Raw genomic sequence first — 19702 nt, forward strand, 5'->3', positions numbered from 1 at the left:
CGGACGGACGCGGAAGTTATGCGGGAGTGGCCCGGCCGGTTCGCCAGCCGGGCCGCTCCCGGTCAAACCTGGGTTCCTATTTGCGTGAGCCGGCGTCGGTCAGCCGGATGAAGGTCACAGAACTGGGCTCGAAGGTGTAGGTGAACTTCGGCCCGGCGCCGTTGAAGGAGCTCGCAGCGGAGGCGAGGTTCTGCCCGTCTGCCGTCTCGGTGAGCGTCGTCACGGCAGCGGTGGCCGAAATGTTGGCCGCACCGGTGACGTTGACGTCTACGGCCGCCTTTTCGGTTGAGGTGTTGACCACCTTGACGATGGTGTCGCCTGACTTTGTGTCCTTGGTGACCACGGAGTAGATGGGATCGGCCGGAGTATCGTCCACCGTGCCCCACAGGACGTTGTCCAGGTACAGCTTCGCGGTGCGCCCGGTGACTTCGATCCGGATGTCGTATTCATGTCCGGTTGCGATCACCGTGTTCTTTTCGAGGACATTCGTCTTGCCGCCGTTGACGGCCTTCTCGACGACGGACTTCGAGTTGTTCCAGCCGCCCAGGTTCCACCAGAAGTAGTTTCCGGTGTCCTTGACTCCGAAGGAGACAAGGAAGCCTTCCGAGCCGGCCAGCTTTGTTGCCTTGGTGCTGAGCGTGTAGTTGTTCCAGTCGGCGCTTCCGGCCGTCACCATCGTGTTCTGTGCCGTGGTGCTTGACTGGACATAGCCGCCGTCCTGAATGGACCAGGATCCGGTGCCGTTGCCGGTCCATGCCGCAGCCGTTCCCGAGAAGTCGTCGCTGAACAGGGTGGCGCCGTCGTGGCCGGTCACCTTGACGTCGTCGTAGCGGGCTGACGTGGCCCAGGTGGACAGCCCGATCTTGCCTGCAATCGGTGCCACGGTCGAGGCCGGGTTTTCCTGCGTGCTCGGCACCACCTGCGTGCCGACGTTGTTCATGAACAGCTTCTGGACCTCGTAGTTGGGTGTGGTCCGGACGGACGTTCCGTTGAAGAACATCATGTCCGGGCTCCACTGCGTGTTGGCCTCATTCGCGATCAGCGGCGCGTAGGACGCCATCTTGACCACGTCTGCGTTCCGCTCGAGGCCGGTCATGTAGGAGGCTTCCGAGAGGGCGTTGAAGGGTTTGTTTCCACGGGAGGCGTACTCGCCAAGGAAGACCTTGTAGCTGTTGCGGTTGTAAGAGTCGTAGCGGTGGTTGTTGTTCAGGAACCAGGACGGATCGTTGTAGTAGTGCTCGTCGACGAGGTCCACGCCCGTGTCGGCGTTGAATTTGGCGAGGTCGTCGAATTCCGGCCCCTGGCTGAACGGCCCCGTGTTTCCGATGATCTTGATCTCGGGGTGGGCCTTGCGGACGGCGTTGTAGAACTGCGTGAAGTATTGCTTGAACTCCGGCTTGTACTCCTCGTTGCCCAGGCTGATGCGGTCCAGGTTGTAGGGCTCAGCGTGGCCGTATGCGATGCGCTTTGCACCCCACTCGGTGCTGGCGTCGCCGTTGGCGAATTCGATGAGGTCCAGCGTGTCCTGGATGTAGCGGTCAAGGGTCGCCTGATCGGGAGCGGACTTGTTGTCGCCGCATCCCGTGACACCCACCGGAACCACCGGCACAGGGGCTGCGCCCATGTCCTCAGCCCACTGGAAGTACTCCATGTAGCCCAGGCCGTACGTCTGGTTGTAGCCCCAGAAGTTCCGGTTCGCCGGCCGCTGCTCCACCGGACCGATGGTGTCCTTCCACTGGTACGTTCGGGCGCGCGTGTAGTTGGGGGCTGAATACGTGTCGTAGCTTCCGGTGTTGACGATGCAGCCACCCGGGAAGCGCAGGAAGCCGGGGTTGAGGTCGGCGACCTTTTCGGCGAGGTCCTGACGAAGGCCGTTTGCCCGGCCGTTCCACGTGTCCTGGGGGAACAGCGAAATCATGTCGAGCCGGACCGTGCCGGTTCCCTGCACGACTGTCGCCAGCCTGCCCGCTCCGGTGGAGGACTTGGGCGTCAACGTCACACCGTATTTGGCCCACTTGTCACCCTTGATCTTGACCGTGGCGATGTCCAGGCGGGTGCCTTCCGGCGTCTCCAGCGTTACGGCAAGGTTTGTACCGGCAGAGTTGGAAGTGCGTGCCCAGACCGAGTAATTGTATTTCTTGTGTGCCTCGAGCTTCTGCCCGGCGTTCCAGCCGCTGTTGCGGACGCCGACACCGGCGGCGCCGCCTGCGCCGGCGGTGGCGGCGTCGATCTGCAGGTAGTTCCGGTTGTTCTCATTCAGGCGATTGCTGTCATTGACGACGGCGACTGTTCCGTCGCTGCCCCGCCTCAGAGTTTCCCAGGCGGTCATGGGCGTGTAGGTGCGGTTGTCCCCCGAGTTGAATTCAAACGACCGGTTCTGGACGAGCTCGGCGTAAATGCCGCCGTCGGCGCCCTGGTTAATGTCCTCGTAGAAGGCCCCGTACATGGTGGGATCGATCGAAGGGCCGGTCTCAGCAGTATTAATGTTGATGGTTCGGTTTGTTGCCGGCTCTGCATTGGCGCCCAGTGCCGGGGCCAGTGACAGCATCGCTGCTGCCAGTGATCCGGCAAGCGCCATGGTGCAGGCCCGCTTTGCGGGACTTGGGGATTTTGATGGCATGGAAGAGATGGCCTTTCTCCATTGAACGGTCCGCCGGCTCGCCGGCGCAGCTCAGGCAGGGCGGCCGCCGACAGTTTCGCAGGGTGCAATACCGTCCTTGGGCGTGGCCGCCGGTGAATGGGTGACAAAAGCTGTTAACGCTAACAAAGTGCGCGTCGGGAAAAGTATTGGACATCTTTGCAGTGTTGTAAAGAGGCTTGACAAGAGCGACGGCCGGATGAGAGGCCCCGGGGCGCCCTCCCGCGATTTCCTCCTGGACCCCTCGTCGGCGGCGCGGCCAGCCAGGCAGTCAGACACGTCACCGATTTGTGACCCGCACTACTTGACGGCCCTCTTTGTTAGCGTTCACAATGAGTCGCAGAGCTCATCAGCTCACTTGCAGCAATGGCGGTGTTCGAGGTTCTCCCGCCTGCATGTAACTACGCTTCCGGGAGGATGTTGTGTTTAAGAAATCCCTAATTGCGGTTGCCGCCGCGTCGATGCTCACCCTGACAGCCTGCGGCGGAACCGGCAGTGCTGCCGGCAACGCGGGCACTGACAAGATCACCATGGGCTTTGCCCAGGTCGGCGCCGAAAGCGGGTGGCGCACCGCCAACACCAAGTCCGTACAGGAGTCCGCCAAGAAGGCCGGGGTCGATCTGAAGTTCTCAGATGCCCAGCAAAAGCAAGAGAACCAGATCAAGGCGATCCGTTCCTACATCCAGCAGAAAGTCGACGTCATTGCGTTCTCCCCCGTGGTGGAGTCCGGCTGGGACACGGTGTTGAAGGAAGCCAAGACGGCGAAGATTCCCGTCATCCTCACCGACCGGGCGGTCGATTCCTCGGACAAGACCCTGTACAAGACGTTCCTCGGTTCCGACTTCGTCGAGGAGGGCAAGAAGGCGGGAGCCTGGCTCGTGGAGGATTCAAAGGCGGCCTCCGACACCGTTAACATCGTCGAGATTCAGGGCACCACGGGATCCGCGCCGGCGAACGACCGGAAGGAAGGGTTCGAGGAGGCCATCAAGGCCAATCCGAAGCTGAAGATCATCGCCTCGCAGAGCGGGGACTTCACCCGCAGCGGCGGAAAGCAGGTCATGGAGGCCTTCCTCAAGAACAACCCGGACATCGACGTTGTCTTCGCCCACAATGACGACGAGGGCCTGGGTGCCATCGAGGCCATCGAAGCGGCCGGCAAAGTTCCCGGCAAGGACATCAAGATCGTCACCATTGACGCGGTGAAGGACGGCATGACCGCGCTGAGCAACGGCAAGATCAACTACATCGTCGAATGCAGCCCGATGCTCGGCGACCAGCTCATGGACCTTGCCAAGAAGGTTATCGCCGGCGAGACCGTCCCGGAACGGGTCGTCACCGAGGAAACCACGTTCACCCAGGAGCAGGCAAAGCAGGTACTTGCCAGCCGCCCCTACTGAGTCCCGGCTCCCCTGAACGCCCGCGCGGCGGCGGATCACCGCCGCCGCGCGGCAACCAAAGCACAGAAAAGATACGAGGATGAACGAAATCGTTCCGGTCGTCGAGATGACCGACATAGCTATTGGATTTCCAGGAGTTAAGGCGCTCGACGGAGTCAACTTCCGCCTCTTCCAGGGTGAAGTTCATGCCCTCATGGGAGAGAACGGTGCTGGCAAGTCCACCCTGATCAAGGCCCTGACAGGCGTGTACACCATTGATTCAGGCACGATAACCGTACTCGGCGAGCACAAGCAGTTCCCGACGCCGGCCGCCTCACAGGCAGCCGGCATCAGCACTGTCTACCAGGAGGTCAACCTCTGCCCCAACCTGACCGTTGAGGAAAACGTGATGCTGGGACGGGAGCCGCGCCGCCGCGGCTCCATTGACTGGAAGGGCGTACGGTCCCGGACCCGGGAGGTCCTTGCAGAGCTGCACCTGAACCATGTTGACCCCGGATCCCTTCTGTCCTCGCATTCCATCGCGGTCCAGCAACTCATCGCCATTGCCAGGTCGGTGGAGATCAACGCCAAGGTCCTCATCCTGGATGAACCGACGTCGAGCCTGGATGCCGACGAAGTCAACCAGCTCTTCCGCGTCATCCGGGACCTCCGCGACCGCGGAGTAGCCATCCTGTTCGTCTCCCACTTCCTTGAGCAAGTCTATGAGATCTCCGACCGCATGACGGTGCTCCGCAACGGAAAGCTGGTGGGCGAATACCTGACCCGCGACCTCTCCCGCATGGGCCTCATTTCCAAGATGATCGGCAAGGAAATGGAGGCACTCGCCGAGCTGGACCAGGCCCCCGCCCGGACACGCGCCAGGACTGACTCCGAGGTGACGCCGTTCGTCGAGGCCCGCGGGCTCGGGAGGAAGGGATCGGTTTCGAATGTGGACCTCTCCATCTACCCCGGGGAGGTCGTTGGCCTCGCAGGCCTGCTGGGAGCAGGCCGAACCGAGATCGCCAGGCTCCTTTTCGGCGCCGACAAGGCCGACGAAGGCTCCATAAGGGTCAAGGGCGTCAGCCAAAGGATCCGCTCCCCGCGGACCGCCATCGATAAGCGCATCGGCTTCTGCTCCGAGGACCGCAAGGAGGAAGGCCTCATCGGAGACCTGTCCGTCCGCGACAATCTCATGCTGGCCATGCAGGCCAGCAAAGGCTGGGCGCGCCGCATCCCGCGCCGCGTCCAGGACGAGCTGGTCGCCGAATACATCGCCACCCTCGATATCCGCCCGGCAAACCCGGACGCCCTGATCCGCAACCTCAGCGGCGGGAACCAGCAGAAGGTTCTGCTCGCCCGCTGGCTGATCACTTCCCCCGAACTTCTGATCCTCGATGAGCCAACCAGGGGAATCGACATCGGGGCCAAGACCCAGATCCAAAAGCTCGTCAACAAACTCGCGACCGAAGGGATGTCCATCCTCTTCATTTCCTCGGAGCTCGAAGAGGTCCTGCGCCTGAGCGACCGCGTCGCCGTCATCAAGGACAGGGAAATGGTCGCCGAAATCAAGAATGACGACGTCTCAGTGGAAGACGTCATGACGGTCATCGCCGGAGGTACGCAGTGAAATCCCTTATGAAGAACCGCCTTGCGTGGCCGGTGATCGCGCTGGCAGCGCTGCTGCTGCTGAACCAGATTTTCCGGCCGGACTTCCTGAGCCTGAGGATGCAGGACGGGCACCTCTACGGCAGCATCATCGACATCATGCGCAACGGCGCCCCCACCATCCTCATTGCCCTGGGAATGACCCTGGTCATCGCCACCCGGGGCATTGACCTCTCGGTCGGCGCGGTCGTAGCAATCGCCGGTGCGGCATCGTGCGCCTACATCGCCGCTTCCCCGGAACCCGCCTCGCCGGTAACAGCAGCCATGGCCGTTCTCATCGCGGTGATGGCGGGCCTTTTCCTGGGCTTGTGGAACGGGTTCCTGGTCTCGACGGTCGGCGTGCAGCCCATCATCGCGACCCTGGTGCTGATGACCGCCGGAAGGGGCATCGCCCAGCTCATCACGGGCGGTCAGATCGTCTCCGTATCGAATGACCACTACAAGTCCATCGGTGCCGGGTACCTGTTCACCCTTCCCATCTCCATCCTGATCACCGCGGCGGTCTTCGTCCTGGCGGCCGTCCTCACCCGGCGCACGGCGCTGGGAACCCTCGTCGAAGCCGTGGGCATCAACCCGGTGGCCAGCCGCCTGGCCGGGCTCCGCTCGCGGAACATCATCTGGATCGTTTACGTCTTCAGCGCGGTGTGCGCCGCAATCGCCGGCCTGATGATCAGTTCCAATGTCACCGCAGCCGACGCCAACAATGCCGGCCTCTACATTGAAATGGACGCGATCCTTGCCGTCGTCATCGGCGGCACTTCACTCGCGGGCGGGCGGTACACCCTGGCAGGGACCGTGATCGGGGCCTTCATCATCCAGACCCTGACCACCACCGTCTATACGCTCGGAATCCCGCCGGAAGTGACACTGGTGTTCAAAGCCCTCGTCGTCATTACCGTATGTCTCCTGCAGGCACCCAAGGCACGGAACCTGCTGAGGAGCCTCAAAGCCGCTCCCAAGCCCGGCACCAAGGAAAAGGTCGCAATCTGATGTCTTCCCTGTCCACCCTTACGCCACTGACCGTCAAGGAACCGACGCCCCTCCGCAACCGCATGCGCGGGGGTGCCCGCTACGCGCCGACCCTTGCGACCCTGGGACTCTTCATCGCCATGTTCGCCGTGGGTGCGGGCATGTACCCGAGCTTCCTCTCCGGCCAGGTGTTCCTGAACCTCTTCATCGACAACACCTTCCTGATCGTGCTCGCCGTCGGCATGACGTTTGTGATTCTGACAGGGGGCATCGACCTGTCAGTCGGAGCCGTCGTCGCACTGTCGATGATGGTCAGCGCCACGCTTCTCCAGCAGGGCTGGAATCCGGCCACCGTCATCTTCCTTGTCCTGGTCATCGGCGGCGGGCTGGGCCTCCTCATGGGACTGATCATCCAGTACTTTGACATCCAGCCCTTCATCGTCACCCTCGCCGGCATGTTCCTCGCCCGCGGCCTCTGCTACGTCATCAGCCTCGACTCGATCCCCGTCACCGAGGGATTCTTCACCAGCGTGGCCCAGGCCCAGATCCCGCTTTCCGGGGACCTCTTCGTCTCGCCCGGCGTGCTCCTGGCGCTCGCCATCGTCGCCGCAGCTTTCTTCATCCTCCACCACACCCGCTTTGGCCGGACCGTCTACGCCATCGGAGGCAATGAGCACTCGGCAATGCTCATGGGGCTGCCGGTAACGAGGACAAAAGTCCTGGTCTACGCACTCAGCGGCCTCTGCTCCGCCGTCGCCGGAGTGCTGTTCTCCTTCTACAGCCTCTCCGGCTACAGCCTCGCAGCGCAGGGAATGGAACTTGATGCCATCGCCGCCGTCGTCATCGGCGGCACCCTGCTGACGGGCGGAACGGGCTACGTCCTTGGATCCGTCGTGGGAGTCCTCGTGCTGGGAATTGTCCAGACCTTCATCGCCTACGACGGAACGCTAAGTTCCTGGTGGACCAAGATCGTCATCGGCGGGCTGCTCCTCGTCTTCATCCTGCTGCAACGGCTCTTCGCCAGGAGGACGGCCTAAGCGGCCCGGCGCCGCAAGCTCCACACTCCCAAACCTTTCCAACCGATTCATCAGCTCCAAACCGTTCACAAATCGCGAAGCCCAGCCAGGGAGCCTGCACGCCGTGTGCCGCAAGCCCCCGGGCCGGCGCTTCACCAACGACCCCTTCTCCGCGGCCGCGCGGTCTGCCATGCGGCACGCCCGCGCCCACGCGGGGAAGGGAATCCAGGAAGGACGCTTCTAGCATGAATGTTCCCCTCAACCGGCAGTTTTCGCGCCGCTCGTTCCTCGGCACCGGAACCGCCGCAGCAGCCACCGTGATACTGGCCGGCGCCGGTGCCGGAACCCTGGTTGCGGCCCCGGCGGCCACCGCCGCTCCCGTCCCCGCGACACCGGTCATTAATCCTGTCGTTCCGCAGCGGGCTGACCCCTGGCTCATGAAGCACACCGACGGCCGGTACTACTTCACCGGCTCCGTGCCTGAATACGACCGGATCATCCTCCGCTCCTCATCCACCATCTCCGGACTGGGCAGCTCCCCGGAGGCTGTGGTGTGGACGCGGCCTGCCACCGGGACGATGGGCGGCTACATCTGGGCACCGGAGCTGCACCACTTTGACGGGAAGTGGCACATCTACTTCGCCGCCGGGGACAGCAGCGATGTTTTCCGGGTGCGGATCTACGTGATATCCACGGCCGCCGCAGACCCGACGACGGCGGTGTGGGAACCACCAGTCCGTGTGTACACGCACGCCGACACTTTCTCCCTGGACGCCACCACCTTCGAGCACGCCGGCACGCGGTACCTGCTCTGGGCCCAGAGCGATACCGGCGTGAATTCGAGCCTGTTCATCGCCTCCATGGCCTCTCCCTCCACCCTGTCCAGCGCTCCGGTCCGCATCGCTGTGCCCACGCTGAGCTGGGAAACCAAGGGGTACAAAGTCAACGAAGGGCCCGCCGTGATCAAGCGGAACGGCCGGATCTTCGTGACCTTCTCCGCCAGTGCGACAGACGCCAACTACTGCATGGGCCTCCTGACCGCGGACGAAAACGCGGATCTGCTCAATGCGGCGTCCTGGACGAAGACCCCGACGCCGGTATTCAGCACCTCGGAGGGGTCAAAGCAGTACGGGCCGGGGCATAACTCCTTCACAGTGGACGAAGCGGGCAATGACGTCCTCGTGTACCACGCCAGGTCCTACCGCGACCCGATCGGCAACCCGCTCTTTGACCCCAACAGGCATGCCCGCGTTCAGCGGCTGCACTGGAATGCAGATGGAACACCCGATTTTGGCGTTCCCGTCGGGGACGGTGAGCTCCCCGTGCGATTGGAGTCAGCCGCCGCCCCAGGCTCCTATCTCGTTCACGACGGGACAATCGTCACGGCCTCGTCAGCGCCGTCGCTGGGAGCGTCCCAGTTCCGCATCGCCCCCGGCTATGCGAAGAAGAACTCTGTGGTCATCGAACCGGTCCTGACCAAGGGAAGGTACCTTCGGGTCCAGGGCTCAACCGTGGCAATCGCGTCCACCGACGGATCGTCGTCGGCATTCATCCAGCGGGGCGGACTTTCGGATCCGGCAGGAGTCTCCTTCGAGTCAGTCGATGTCCCCGGCTCCTATCTGCTGCTCCGGCAGGGCGTCCTCACCGTAGCCAAAGCCGGTAAGGACGACAGGGACGCGGCCACTTTCTTCCAGAGCACATAGCCGCACGGCACGGTTGCGGTCAGCATCACCCCGCAGGGCCCGGCAAGCTTCCCAGCTGCCGGGCCCTGCGTGTGCCCTCTCAGAGCCGTTCGCTCGCGTCTGTCGCGGCCCCCTCCGCGGGCTCAGCGTGCGGTGTGTGGGGGCGCGGTGGTGGAGCGAACCACAAGCCTGGGGTTGACCACCGACGATGCACCTGAATGGCCGTTGGCCATGTCGAAAAGGAGCATTTGCATGCAGCGGGCTCCAAGCTCCTTGAAACCCTGGTTGACAGTGGTCAGGGGCGGCACCAGATACGCGGCTTCGGGCTGGTCATCGTAGCCAACAAGGCTGATGTCCTGCGGGACGCGCAGCCCGGCTTCGCTAAAGGCGCGCAGGGCTCCGAGCGCCATCTGGTCGTTGGCCGCGAAGAGCGCGGTGACCTTTCCTGCGGCCGCAAGTTCCAGCCCGGCCCGGTAACCGCTTTCGGCGCTCCAGTTGCCCCGGATCAGCACGGAGTCGTCCAGTTCCGCCTGGGCGAGAGTACGGCGCCAGCCGTCAATGCGGGCAGCAGCGTCAATCCAGTCCGGCGGCCCGGAAACATGGGCGATGGCTGTATGGCCAAGATCCACCAGGTGCTGCACGGCAAGGCTGGCGCCCATCCGCTGGTTCACCGCGGCGACACTCAGCCGCTCGTCGACGCCGAAGCCCACCGCGACCAGCGGGACGGCCATGCTGATGGTGCTGAGAGACTCGAACATGGCCTCGTGCGGCACGATCACGACGATGCCGTCCACTGACTGCATCATGAAGTATTCGAGGGCGTCCTGGATCGCGACGGGCGTGACTTCATTGAGGCTGGCCATGCTGACGAAATAGCCCTTGTCACGGGCTGCCTGCTGCACTCCGAGCAGCGTATTGGCCGGTCCGTAGTGGGACATGTCGCTTCCCAGGACGCCTATCGTTTGGGAGCGCCGGGTAACCAGGCTGCGCGCTGCAGTGTTCCGGCGGTAGCCCAGTTCGCGGATGGCCTGTTCGACGCGTTCGCGGGTCTGGGCGCTAACGTTCGGATGCGCATTGAGGACCCGCGAGACAGTCTGGTGTGAAACGCCGGCCAGCCTGGCCACGTCCTCCATCACGGGAGGCCGCCTGATCTCTGATCCTACTGACATTCCTCCCCCTAAGTTAGCGCTAACAATTAGCTTACCAGCTAGGGCCGGATCAGGCTGCGGGAAATCTAGGGTCTCAGGCAGGGGCGGAGGTGCTTTGCCGCACCACCAGTTCGGGCGCCACCACGGTGCTGCTTACGCTGTCGCCGTCCTCGATGGCGGCCAGCATGATGTCCAGGCAGCGCCGGCCGAGTTCCTCGAAGTCCTGGCGGACGGTGGTGAGCGGCGGCGTGAAGTAGCCCGATTCCGGCTGGTCATCGAACCCGACGACGGAGACGTCGTCGGGCACGCGGACGCCGGCCTCATGGAACGCGCGCAGCAGGCCCAGGGCCATCTGGTCGTTGCCCACGAAAATGGCCGTGGCCGAGCGGTCGGCAGCCAGCTTCCTGCCAATCTCGTAACCGCTGCCGGCGCTCCAGTCACCGGTCATCAGGAGATCGTCCTCAAGGCCGGCGGAACGCAGTGCGGCGCTCCACGCCTCGGCCCTCGCCACGCCGTCGATCCAGTCCTGCGGTCCGGCGACGTGCCCGATCCGCCGGTGGCCCAGTTCAATCAGGTGCCCGACGGCGAGTTCGGCCCCGCGCGCCTGGTCCACCATCGCGCCGCTCACCGCGTCATTTCCCAGCGACCCCACCGCCACCACCGGTACGCCGAGCTTCAGTTCCGCAAGGGCGAGCAGGGTTTCGGAATGGGGCACGCTCACCACGATGCCGTCGACGGACTGGTCCATGAAGTGCCTGACGGCATCGAAAATCGCCTCACGGCTGACGGACTTCAGCGCCGCGATACTGACAAAATAGCCGGCGTTCCGGGCCGCCTGTTCAACGCCGAGCAGGGTGTTCGCGGGACCGTACTGGGAGAGCTCGCTGGCCAGGACGCCGATGGTCTGGGAGCGCCGGGTGACCAGGCTCCGCGCCGCGGTGTTGCGCCGATAACCCAGCTCGGCGATGGCCGCCTCGACCCTCTCGCGCGTGGCCTTGCTGACATTGGGGTGGTTGTTGATCACCCTGGACACGGTCTGGTGCGAGACTCCGGCGCGCTCCGCCACGTCCTCAAGCCGCGGCAGCCGCGCGTTGCTTTTAGTCATGGGGCTATTGTGCGCGACGCCGCGCCGCAACACGAATGCCGCCCGCCCCCGCAGGGCAGGCACGCAAAAAAGTCCCCGGTTCCTGTTGCCAGGAACCGGGGACTTTCCACTCTTCGCTAAAAGAGTGGGCCCTGTGGGGATCGAACCCACGACCCACGGATTAAAAGTCCGATGCTCTACCAACTGAGCTAAAGGCCCAAACTGACCGTCGAAATGCCTGCCTCAACGGCCTGCACAGCGGGTGTCAGTTCCAGTCCATTTCTGGACGTTAATACTGTACCCCAGTCCGGGGGTGACTTTTCGCACGGGGCCTTCCGCCGCCGTCGTCCCGCCCATTTCACGGCCCGGCGACGGCGGAAACCGCGCGGCGCCGGGGAGCAAAGGCCCCGAAAGCGCGCTCGATTCCCGCACGGACCAGGAGTAGCGTGGGAGCATGAGCGAGAAAGCAGGAACCAGCGGCCCGGGCGGGGCGGAGCGGCACCACAAACCAAAGCCTTTTGCGCCCATAGATTTCGAGCCATTCGCAGGGGGTGCGGATCCGGCACGCGTGTCCGAAGCGGCACACCTCGCCGCCCAGGCACTGGTGCGCCACGGGCGGGACAGCGACGATCCCGTCATCACCAAACGCCTAGTGAAGCTCGCCGACGAACAGGGCCTCGAGGCCATCGCCGAAATGTGGGCCGAGAGCCCCGCGCGCTCACTTCCCGGTGCACTGTGGCGGCTGTACGCACTCCGCGCAGCCACCGTCCAGGACCCGGAGCGCATCTCCGTCTACTTCAAGGCGGGCAAGGACACGGCACAGGTGTCCAACGTGGTTGCCGGAGCGGCCGAACCGCCGGGCGCCGACGAAATGAAGACCATGGCTGACGCCATTCTGTCCGGAGCGTTCGACGGCGACTTCGACGTCGCGCTGGAGCGTTCGGCCGCGTTTTGCCGCGTGGTTGCGCTGGGACAGGCTACCCTCGCGGACGGTGCCGATCACAGCAACGAGGTCCACGCCCGCAAGCTGACGCGCAACTCGCACCTCCTGGTGAAAACCGCCGAAGACCTCGAACACGCCGCCAACGCCTGGCGGCTGGGCGAGCTCGACTGACCCATTGGGCCCGATCTGTCAATGTTGACTTGGAAGGGCCAAAGTAGAACACTGAAACTGGTGCCGAGCCGCGAAACCCCCGGGCTTCAAAATTTAGCCGCCTAGAGCGGCCTACCGCCGAGAGGCGTATCCGGTTCGGCACCATTTTCATGCCCGGTTGCCGCTGCCGGTAAAGTACTGACTAGCTGCGGGGCGCGACGCCAAGTCACACAATCCGCGGTGCCCAGCCCTGACGATCCTCCGGAGACCAGTACTAATGAAGCTGCGCCTTTTTCCGCAGGAGCCCGCAGGGCTGAACCTTCTCTCACAGCTGGCAAGGCAGATCGTCCTGGCCAGCGCCACCATGGCGGAGATCCTGGGAGCACCGGCCACTGAGCATCACCGGCTTGTCGAGGACATGCACAACCACGAGGCCAAATCCGCTGAGCTGCACTTCGCCCTGCTGACCCACATGCGCACCAGCTTCGTGAACCCGCTGCCCCGCGAGGACATGTACGGCCTGTCCCTGTGCCTCAACGAAGCAATCGAGAAGCTGGACGCCGCGGCCGAGCTCGTGGCGCTCTACAAGCTGGACCGGCTTCCGAAACGGGCGGCCGACCAGCTTGAGATCATCAGCCGCCAGGCCGAACTCACCGCTGATGCCATGCGGCGGCTGAACAACCTCGACGACCTTGAGGACTACTGGATCGAGGTCCTCCGCCTGGCCAAGCGTGCCGAGCGGACGCACCGGATCTGGGTGGCGGACATGCTCAAGGACATGAAGTCCACGCAGTACGCCCGGAACAGGGACATCGCCAACCAGCTGGTGGACGTCACCAAGGACATGCGGCGCATCGCCACCCAGGTAGGCAGCATCATCGTCAAGGAATCCTGACGTGACGCTGTTCATCTTCGCCATGGTGGTGGTCCTGGCCGCGGCGTTTGCGTTCATCAACGGCTTTAGGGACGTGTCGACGTCGGTGGCCCTGGCAGTCCGCACCCGGGCGCTGACGCCTACGGTGGCCGTCCTGCTGGCTGCCACCTTCAACTTCGTCGGCGCCCTGCTCAGCGCCGGCCTGGCCGTGGCCATCAGCCAGACCTGGGTCACCCTCCCCCGCGGCGACAGCGGCCTGACCATCCTGGCGGCCGGCCTGGCCAGCGCCTGCACCTGGGGCCTGTTGCTCTGGTGGCGCGGCATCCCGTCGTCCTCCACGCATGCCCTCGTGGGCGGCCTGGCGGGCGCCGGCACCGCGAGTGTGGTGGTGGGTGGCAACTCCGTGGGCGGCGTGGACGAGTCGCTGCTGTTCCAGGTGGTACTGCCGCTGGCCCTCTCGCCGGTCATCGCCTTCATCGGCGCGTACCTGCTGGTCTTCCCGGTCACCTGGGCTGCCCGCTATGCGCAGCCGAGCGTCATTAACAAGCGTTTCAGGACCGCACAGTCGGTCGCCGCGGGGGCGGTTGCCTTTGGCCACGGGCTCCAGGACGGGCAGCGCATTAGCGCCGTGCTTCTCCTGGCCCTCTTGGCGGCGGGGTACAGCGGCGGCGGCTCGATCCCGCTCTGGGTGGCCATGCTGTCGGCGGTCATGATCACCGTGGGCACACTGTTCGGCGGATGGCGCATCTCGCACACAGTGGGCTACCGGCTCATCCGGATTGATCCGCTCCGCGGCGTGGTGGCGCAGGGCTTCAGCGCCATCCTGCTGTTCCTCGGCGCGATCGGCCTCCACTGGCCACTCTCCACCACGCACACCGTCACGTCGTCCGTGCTCGGCGCCGGGGAAAACCAGCATTTCGCCACAATCCACCGGAAGCTGGTGATCCGGATCCTGTGGCTCTGGGTCCTGACGCCGGTCACCACCGCAGCGGCTGCCTTCGTCCTTGAACTCGCGCTCTCCCCGCTCATCGGGGCCTAACACCCATCGAATGCTGCAAAACGGCCCTTCTGAGCGTTCAGAAGGGCCGTTGCGGAGCAATCGACGAGGCTGGGGCGATTTACCCGAAGCGGCCGGAGACGTAGTCCTCCGTGGCCTTCTGGCTCGGGTTGTTGAAGATGGTGCTGGTCTCGGCAAACTCGATGAGCTTGCCCGGCTTGCCGGTTCCGGCGATGTTGAAGAACGCCGTCTTGTCCGAAACGCGGGCTGCCTGCTGCATGTTGTGGGTCACGATCACCACGGTGTACTGGTCCTTGAGCTCGTTGATGAGGTCCTCAACGGCCAGGGTGGAGATCGGGTCCAGGGCCGAACACGGCTCGTCCATGAGGATCACCTGCGGCTCCACAGCGATGGCGCGGGCGATGCAGAGCCGCTGCTGCTGGCCGCCGGAGAGGCCGGAGCCGGGCTTTTCCAGCCTGTCCTTGACCTCGTTCCAGAGGTTGGCGCCCTGGAGCGAGCGTTCCACGAGGGCATCGGCCTCGCCCTTGGACATCTTCTGGTTGTTCAGCTTCACGCCGGCCAGCACGTTGTCCCGGATGGACATGGTGGGGAACGGGTTGGGCCGCTGGAAGACCATGCCGATTTGGGATCGGACCGTGACGGGGTCCACGCCGGGGCCGTACAGGTTGTCGCCGTCGAGAAGCACTTCACCCTCGACGCGGGCGCCCGGGAGGACCTCATGCATGCGGTTGAGCGTCCGCAGGAAGGTGGACTTGCCGCAGCCGGAGGGGCCGATGAACGCCGTGACGGATTTGGCTTCGATGTTGATGCTGACGTCTTCGACGGCCAGGAAGTTGCCGTAGTAGACGTTCAGGTCTTTGACGTCGATGCGCTTGGACATGATGTTCCTTTAACTTGCTGGTATGGATTGAAGTCTAGATCCCGGCTGTCCGTTCCGGAACGGCCGGCGACCTGCCTAGCGCCCGGTCTTCGGGGCGAAAATCCTGGCAATCAGGCGGGCCCCGAGGTTCAGGAGCATCACCAGGATGATGAGGACCAGGGCGGCGCCCCAGGCCCGCTGCGAGGACGGGTCCGGGTTGGACGGCGAGGTCGGGTTCAAAATCTGCGTGTAAATGAACGTGGGCAGGGAGGCCATCCAGCCGCCGAACACGTTGTTGTTGATGCTCGTGGCGAATCCGGCGGTCACCAGGATGGGTGCGGTCTCGCCGATCACGCGGGCGATCGCCAGGGTGACACCGGACGCTATGCCGGAGATCGCCGTCGGAATGACCACCTTGAGGATGGTGCGCCACTTGCGGACGCCCAGGGCGTAGGCCGCCTCGCGGAGTTCGTTGGGGACGATCTTGAGCATTTCCTCGCTGGAGCGGACCACCACCGGGATCATCAGCACGGAAAGCGCGACGGCGGCGACGGCGCCGGTCTTGGTGCCGGGCCCCACCACCGCGAAGAAGAAGGCGGCGGCAAAAAGGCCGGCAACGATGGACGGGATGCCGGTCATGACGTCCACGAAGAACGTGATGGCACGGGCCAGCGGGCGGTCGTTGCCGTATTCGACGAGGTAGATCGCAGTCAGCAGGCCCACCGGCACGGAGATGACCGTGGCCAGCAGGGTGATCTGGACCGTGCCGAGGAGCGCGTGGTAGATGCCGCCCAGGACGGGTCCGCTTCCTTCGGCGGCCCTGTTGTCATAGACGCCGGTGACGCCGTTCATGGACGTCCCCAGGAATCCTGGCGTGATGATGCCCGGGATGCCGTTGACCAGGACGGTCCAGATTACGGAGATGAGCGGCAGGAGCGCGACGAGGAAGGATCCCACCACCAGGCAGGTGGCCAGCTTGTCCTTGGCCTTGCGTGAACCTTCGACGGCGGCGCTCCAGCCCACCAGTCCGGCGGCGAAGAGGATGGCGGAGACGATTCCCCAGCCGAAGGCGTTGAAGCCGATCAGCGCGAGGATGGCTGCGCCGAGAACCAGCGCCACGGCGAGGACCACGTACGGGGCAAACTTGGGCAGCTGGCCCTTGGTCAGTGCCGACCTTTTGCGGGCCGGGGTCAGGGTGGAGGTCATTTAGTTGGCTCCCGAGAATTCTTTGTGCCGGCTGATGATCCAGCGTGCAACCATGTTGACGGCCAGGGTGATCACGAACAGGACCAGGCCGGCGGCGATCAGCGTGCTCACCTTCAGGCCGCTCGCCTCAGGGAAGTTCAGGGCGATCTCGGCGGCGATGGTCTGGTTGCCCGACTGGATCAGGCTGGCGGTGAGGGCGCCCGAGGACAGGACCAGCGCAACGGCCATGGTTTCGCCGAGCGCCCGGCCGAGGCCCAGCATGACGGCGCTGATGATGCCCGGGCGGGCGAAGGGCAGCACGGCCATCTTGATCATTTCCCAGCGGGTGGCACCGAGGGCCAGGGCGGCTTCCTCGTGCAGCTTGGGGGTCTGGAGGAAGATCTCGCGGGACAGCGACGTGATGATCGGGAGCACCATGACGGACAGCACGATGCCGGCGGTCAGGATGGTCTTGCCCGTGGCCGATGCAGGACCGTGGAAGATGGGCAGCCAGCCCATGTTGGCCGCGAGCCAGTCGTAGGCCGGTGCGATTTCCTTGGCCAGGAAGGCGGCGCCCCAGGCGCCGTAGATGACGGACGGGATGGCGGCCAGCAGATCGACCACGTAGCCGAGGCCGGATGCCAGCCTGCGCGGCGCATAGTGCGAGATGAAGAGGGCGACGCCGATGGCGATCGGGGTGGCGATGACCAGCGCGATGACGGCGGCGATCAGCGTGCCCACGACGATCGGCCAGATGTAGGCGAAGAAGCCCTTGCCGCCCTGGATGTCTGCGGCCGGGGCCGTTAAAGCAGGAATTGCCTGGATGACCAGGAAGAGCGCAACGCCGAACAGCACGGCAAGGATCAGGCACCCTGCTGCCAGGGTTGCTCCGGAGAAGACTTTATCCCCGGCGCGGCCTGCGCCTCGGGAACTTGTCAGGGAGGTGGTGGTCATACCTGGCCCTTCGGTGTTGGTGTTGCGGAGGTGTGGAACTTGGTGAAACTGCGTTTGACACGCCTAAGTTCCCCGCCCTGCCTTGCGGCTGGGCGGGGAACTTCGGCGTTCAGTTCAAACCTTACGACTTGACCTTGATGGACTCGATGGCCTTGGCAGCCTTCTCAGCCAGGGTGGAGGACAGCGGAGCCGACTTGGCGGACTCAGCAGCGGCCTTCTGGCCCTCTTCGGAGACTACGTACTTCTCGAATGCCTTGACCAGGTCAACGGTTTCCTGCTTGGGGTAGGTGGTGCAGACCAGGTGGTAGGAAACCAGGACGACGGGGTAGGCGCCGGATTCGGTGGTGGTGCGGTCCAGCTTGATGGCAGCGTCGTTCGTGGCGCGGCCTTCGACGGCCTTGCCGGCGTCAACAGCCTTGGAGGCGGCCTCGGGGGAGATCTTGACGAACTCGGAGCCGACCTTGATCTGGGCGGTGCCCAGCTTGCCGCCGACGGCGGAGTCATCGGCGTAGGTCACGGCACCCGGGGTGTCGGTGACGGTCTTGACGACGCCGGACGTGCCCTTGGCGTTCTCGCCCTTCAGCGAAGCAGGCCAGATGCCGTCAGCCTTGTCCTTCCAGACGTCAGGCGCTGCAGCAGAGAGGTATTCGGTGAAGTTCTTCGTGGTGCCGGAGTCATCAGAGCGGCTGACCGGGGTGACCTTGAGGTCCGGAAGCTTGGCATCCGGGTTCAGGGCAGCAATGGCGGGGTCGTTCCACTTGGCGATCTCGCCGCGGAAGAGCTTGGCGGCCGTGGTGGCGTCCAGCTTCAGGTCCATGACATCCGGCACGTTGAACGCGATGGCGATCGGGGAGATGTAGACCGGGATGTCGATTGCGCCTTCGGGGCCGCACTTAGCCTTGGAGGCCGCGAGTTCCTCGTCCTTCAGGTAGGCGTCGGAACCGGCGAACTGTGCCGAGCCGTCGATGATGGCCTTGCGGCCGGCGCCGGAGCCGTCCGGGGAGTACTGCACGGTGGCGCCCTGGTTTGCGGTGGCGAAGTTGGTCTTCCACACGTCCATGGCTGCGCCCTGCGCAGAGGAGCCGATGCCGGTCAGGGTTCCGGTGACCTTGGTGCCGGCAGCGGACTGCGTGCCTGCGGGAGAGTTCGTGGCGTTGTCTGAACCGCACGCGGTGAGCGCGAGTGCGCCAACGGCGATGACAGCGATAGCCGCGTGGCGGCCGAAGCGGAGTGCCTTCACTGGATGTACCCCTTCCAGGGTTTTCTGATGCGATCCGAACCGGAGACGTCCGGACAGGGAGCTGCGTACTTTTTGTACCTTCATTGAAGTTATGGGCCGCAGGTAACGAGTGTTGGGGTCCAAGGTGAACGGAAGGTTAACGACGGCGGGACATTGGCTTACACCTGCAGCGTCACCATTGCGTTAGGTACGTCACAGCCGTAGTGGGCCGCGTGAACTGCGCATGACACGATGGGCTTCATGGAGACACCCGGGAAACTGGACGCGCACCGCCTTGGCGAGGGGCCGCCGTCGGACGCTGACATCGATCTGTACCGCAGGCTCAGCAGCGACATCGCCGCCGGGGTGGCCGTGGTTTCCACGGTGCTGCGCAACCGGGATTATGCCGCGACGGTCAGCGCATTTCTCTCGGTTTCCTATGATCCGCCGACCCTGCTGGTCAGCCTCTATGCGGAATCGCGCATCGGCGAGGCGGTCGCAGAGGCAGGCACATGGGCGCTGAGCCTGCTGCCCGGCAAGCACCAGGGCACCGCAAACTGGCTGGCCAGCCCCGGGATCCCGCTGCACGGGATGCTCGCGCAGGTTCCGTACCGCCGCGGTCCCGCCACCGGAGCCGCCATTATCGACGGGTCCCTCGCCTACTTTGAGCTGCGAACGGTATCCGTTCATGCGGCCGCCACCCACCTGCTCGTTGTCGGAGAGGTCGTGGCGATGGGTAGTGACGCTTCACCGTCGGAGGCCGCTGACCCGCTGCTGCACTTCGGTTCGGAGTACCGCCGGCTGGCCCCCTGAGCCAGCCACATCAGCCGGCGACCAATCGCAGCCGGGCCACGAGCGTCGCGGCGAGCAGCGCCGTCGTGCTTCCCTCAGGCCTGCCTGGGAAGAGCCCGGAACTTGAGCC

General features: G+C 64.5%; 16 protein-coding genes and 1 tRNA gene. 9 read left to right on the plus strand and 8 right to left on the minus strand.

Annotated features, from left to right (window positions below; genetic code table 11):
* Nucleotides 1–76 precede the first annotated feature (76 nt).
* On the minus strand, nucleotides 77–2620 hold the full coding sequence (locus ASG92_RS19080) for an alpha-L-arabinofuranosidase C-terminal domain-containing protein (RefSeq protein WP_082579600.1): 2544 nt from the start codon (nucleotides 2618–2620) through the stop codon (nucleotides 77–79).
* 440 nt (nucleotides 2621–3060) lie between these two features.
* Between ASG92_RS19080 and ASG92_RS19085 the strand changes: the two genes are divergently transcribed.
* The 5 genes from ASG92_RS19085 to ASG92_RS19105 all read left to right on the plus strand — a co-directional run bounded on the left by ASG92_RS19085 (nucleotide 3061) and on the right by ASG92_RS19105 (nucleotide 9367).
* Nucleotides 3061–4035 (plus strand): ABC transporter substrate-binding protein, encoded by a 975-nt coding sequence (locus tag ASG92_RS19085; RefSeq protein WP_157372278.1) that lies wholly within the window; start codon nucleotides 3061–3063, stop codon nucleotides 4033–4035.
* Between the two features lie 79 nt (nucleotides 4036–4114).
* Nucleotides 4115–5641: a sugar ABC transporter ATP-binding protein gene (locus tag ASG92_RS19090; RefSeq protein WP_056631790.1), complete on the plus strand. Its 1527-nt coding sequence runs from the start codon at nucleotides 4115–4117 to the stop codon at nucleotides 5639–5641.
* Nucleotides 5642–5649: 8 nt separating this feature from the next.
* On the plus strand, nucleotides 5650–6669 hold the full coding sequence (locus ASG92_RS19095; protein ID WP_056631793.1) for an ABC transporter permease: 1020 nt from the start codon (nucleotides 5650–5652) through the stop codon (nucleotides 6667–6669).
* Nucleotides 6669–7685 (plus strand): galactofuranose ABC transporter, permease protein YjfF, encoded by a 1017-nt coding sequence (yjfF, locus tag ASG92_RS19100; RefSeq protein ID WP_082579601.1) that lies wholly within the window; start codon nucleotides 6669–6671, stop codon nucleotides 7683–7685. Before ASG92_RS19095 ends, yjfF begins: the two co-directional genes overlap by 1 nt.
* A gap of 224 nt (nucleotides 7686–7909) precedes the next feature.
* Nucleotides 7910–9367: a family 43 glycosylhydrolase gene (locus ASG92_RS19105; RefSeq protein WP_056631796.1), complete on the plus strand. Its 1458-nt coding sequence runs from the start codon at nucleotides 7910–7912 to the stop codon at nucleotides 9365–9367.
* A 122-nt stretch (nucleotides 9368–9489) separates the two neighbouring features.
* On the opposite strand, the gene ASG92_RS19110 is transcribed toward ASG92_RS19105, so the two are convergent.
* The 3 genes from ASG92_RS19110 to ASG92_RS19120 form a co-directional block, all read right to left on the minus strand.
* On the minus strand, nucleotides 9490–10515 hold the full coding sequence (locus ASG92_RS19110; protein ID WP_240987195.1) for a LacI family DNA-binding transcriptional regulator: 1026 nt from the start codon (nucleotides 10513–10515) through the stop codon (nucleotides 9490–9492).
* A gap of 73 nt (nucleotides 10516–10588) precedes the next feature.
* Nucleotides 10589–11599 carry a LacI family DNA-binding transcriptional regulator gene (locus ASG92_RS19115; RefSeq protein ID WP_056632222.1) on the minus strand — a complete coding sequence of 337 codons (1011 nt, stop codon included), beginning with the start codon at nucleotides 11597–11599 and terminating at the stop codon, nucleotides 10589–10591.
* Between the two features lie 125 nt (nucleotides 11600–11724).
* Nucleotides 11725–11797, minus strand: a tRNA-Lys gene (locus tag ASG92_RS19120).
* Between the two features lie 235 nt (nucleotides 11798–12032).
* On the opposite strand from ASG92_RS19120, the gene ASG92_RS19125 reads away from it, so the two are divergent.
* From ASG92_RS19125 to ASG92_RS19135, 3 genes are all read left to right on the plus strand, one after another.
* Entirely contained in the window at nucleotides 12033–12692 is a 660-nt protein-coding gene (locus tag ASG92_RS19125) for a hypothetical protein (protein WP_056631802.1), read from the plus strand.
* Nucleotides 12693–12948: 256 nt separating this feature from the next.
* The gene (locus ASG92_RS19130; RefSeq protein ID WP_056631805.1) at nucleotides 12949–13566 is read left to right on the plus strand and encodes a hypothetical protein; all 618 of its coding nucleotides are present in this window, start codon (nucleotides 12949–12951) and stop codon (nucleotides 13564–13566) included.
* A gap of 1 nt (nucleotide 13567) precedes the next feature.
* The gene (locus tag ASG92_RS19135; protein ID WP_056631807.1) at nucleotides 13568–14584 is read left to right on the plus strand and encodes an inorganic phosphate transporter; all 1017 of its coding nucleotides are present in this window, start codon (nucleotides 13568–13570) and stop codon (nucleotides 14582–14584) included.
* Between the two features lie 79 nt (nucleotides 14585–14663).
* On the opposite strand, the gene pstB is transcribed toward ASG92_RS19135, so the two are convergent.
* The 4 genes from pstB to pstS all read right to left on the minus strand — a co-directional run bounded on the left by pstB (nucleotide 14664) and on the right by pstS (nucleotide 18801).
* Nucleotides 14664–15443 (minus strand): phosphate ABC transporter ATP-binding protein PstB, encoded by a 780-nt coding sequence (pstB, locus tag ASG92_RS19140; protein ID WP_056631810.1) that lies wholly within the window; start codon nucleotides 15441–15443, stop codon nucleotides 14664–14666.
* A gap of 75 nt (nucleotides 15444–15518) precedes the next feature.
* The gene (pstA, locus tag ASG92_RS19145) at nucleotides 15519–16628 is read right to left on the minus strand and encodes a phosphate ABC transporter permease PstA (RefSeq protein ID WP_056631813.1); all 1110 of its coding nucleotides are present in this window, start codon (nucleotides 16626–16628) and stop codon (nucleotides 15519–15521) included.
* A complete protein-coding gene (pstC, locus tag ASG92_RS19150) occupies nucleotides 16629–17561 on the minus strand; it encodes a phosphate ABC transporter permease subunit PstC (protein ID WP_056631815.1) in 933 nt (310 codons plus the stop codon).
* Between the two features lie 121 nt (nucleotides 17562–17682).
* The gene (pstS, locus tag ASG92_RS19155) at nucleotides 17683–18801 is read right to left on the minus strand and encodes a phosphate ABC transporter substrate-binding protein PstS (protein ID WP_056631816.1); all 1119 of its coding nucleotides are present in this window, start codon (nucleotides 18799–18801) and stop codon (nucleotides 17683–17685) included.
* 240 nt (nucleotides 18802–19041) lie between these two features.
* Between pstS and ASG92_RS19160 the strand changes: the two genes are divergently transcribed.
* Entirely contained in the window at nucleotides 19042–19593 is a 552-nt protein-coding gene (locus tag ASG92_RS19160; RefSeq protein ID WP_056632224.1) for a flavin reductase family protein, read from the plus strand.
* Nucleotides 19594–19702 lie beyond the last annotated feature (109 nt).

This window comes from Arthrobacter sp. Soil736, assembly GCF_001428005.1.
In the GTDB taxonomy this organism is placed as follows: domain Bacteria; phylum Actinomycetota; class Actinomycetes; order Actinomycetales; family Micrococcaceae; genus Arthrobacter.